This is a genomic window from Acetobacter pasteurianus subsp. pasteurianus LMG 1262 = NBRC 106471 (assembly GCF_000285275.1).
Classification (GTDB): Bacteria; Pseudomonadota; Alphaproteobacteria; order Acetobacterales; family Acetobacteraceae; genus Acetobacter; species Acetobacter pasteurianus.
This window is the reverse complement of sequence record NZ_CADO01000121.1, coordinates 1-1,689: the sequence shown is the minus strand read 5'-3', so window position 1 is coordinate 1,689 and position 1,689 is coordinate 1. Positions and strand designations below refer to the sequence as shown.

Annotated in this window: 1 protein-coding gene and 1 pseudogene; both read left to right on the top strand. The window is 48.3% G+C overall.

Features of this window, described 5'->3' with window-relative positions:
• Positions 1-375: pseudogene (locus tag APA10_RS11830) on the top strand (formate dehydrogenase accessory protein FdhE domain-containing protein); the annotation flags it as partial.
• A gap of 7 nt (positions 376-382) precedes the next feature.
• Positions 383-1,642 carry a molybdopterin molybdotransferase MoeA gene (locus tag APA10_RS11825; RefSeq protein WP_004450118.1) on the top strand — a complete coding sequence of 420 codons (1,260 nt, stop codon included), beginning with the start codon at positions 383-385 and terminating at the stop codon, positions 1,640-1,642.
• Positions 1,643-1,689: the final 47 nt, after the last annotated feature.

The window sequence follows — 1,689 nt, the reverse complement described above, 5'->3', positions numbered from 1 at the left end:
CCTTCTTCCATCCCTACAATATGGGAAGAAATTCAAGATCTAACAGGCCCTAGCCTTGTATTGGGGGGAGACCGTGAGGGGCTGCGCTACCTTCAATGCAGTTTGTGTGAGACACGTTGGCACAGGGTGCGTGGTATCTGTGTGGAATGTGGTGCATCTGCTCATCTTGAACACTGGGCATTTGAAGATTTGAAAGCTCCTGTTCAGATAGAAAGTTGCGGAGATTGCAAAACATATCTGAAGGTTTTGCGGTTGGATTATGATCCAGAACTAGATGCACTTGCGGATGATCTGGGTAGCTTTGCTTTGGATACAGCTGTAGAGCAGCAGGGCTTTGTACGCGCAGGTTTAAATCCGTTCTCATTTCCGGGGTAATGACTGTATGGTTGGTTCTTTATTAGCCTCAGCTGTTTCAGAACAAAAATGTACGGTGCCAGAGATGGTGGCGTATGATGAAGCACAGGCTCTTCTTGCAGCCTGTACGCAAAATATACCGTTACTTGCACCAGAATTTGTATCTATCTCGCAGGCATGCGGTCGTGTTCTTGCCGAGGATATAAGGGCAGAGGTGCCACGCCCCGAATCTGATATCTCAGCAATGGATGGGTATGCATTCCGCTGTGCAGATATGGAAAAGGCGGGTGATATAGGTTTGCCTCTTTCTGGGCAAATCGTAGCAGGGGACACTCCCCCCCCTTTGGAACAAGGTGTTGCATATAGTATTCTGACTGGTGCGCGCATTCCTGCTGGGGCAGATTGTGTTGTGGCTCAGGAACGCACATCCATAATGAGCGGACATGTGCATTTGCTGGAGCAGAATGCCAGAAATGGTTTGAATATTCGGCGGAGTGGGGAAGAGTTTTGTAAAGGTGACATGTTGCTTGGGCGTGACCAAAGGCTGGATTGGCGGCATCTGCCCCTATTGGCGCACCAAGGTAAGGAACAAGTAGCTGTCTATAAACGTCCGAAAATTTGCGTTGTGGCTAATGGAGCAGAGTTTGGTGCAACAGCAACGGATTGCCGCACGGAGCTGAATACGCAGCTATTGGCAACAATGCTGCAAAATGAAGGTGTATTGGTCACGCGTTGTGTGTGTAGCTCAGACAGTGAAGAGGATTTACACAAGCTGCTTCATCAGTGTGCGCAGGAAGCTGATATTCTTATCACTACAGGCGGTATTTCTGTTGGGCAAACCGACCATGTTCTGCCTGTCCTCAGCCAAATGGGTGCCACATGTCTTTTTCGACGCGTTAAAATGCGCCCCGGCAAGCCCATGACAGTTATGCAACTAGGCCAGAAAATGGTGTTCTGTTTGCCGGGAAATCCAGGGGCTGCAGCTATATGTGCGCAACTGTTCGTTGTGCCATTTTTGCATGGTCTGACTGGCGCAAAGCAAGGGGAAAATGCAAGTAAGCCTATAGAAGGAAAAAGCAGTTTTTCTTATGTTGCGGCAACAGATACAACCTGCTTTTTGCCAGTACATTTTACGGGAAATAGGGGAGAAAACCTTATAAACCTTGTGCGGTCTGTTGGAGCCTCTGATATTCTTTGCCTCACACGGGCTAGCGGTCTTCTCAAAGTTTCGGCTGGTCAATCCTTGCAGGATGGAGATGTTTGCGAGGTCATACCTTTTACAGTTTAGGGCCTGTTAGATCTTGAATTTCTTCCCATATTGTAGGGATGGAAGAA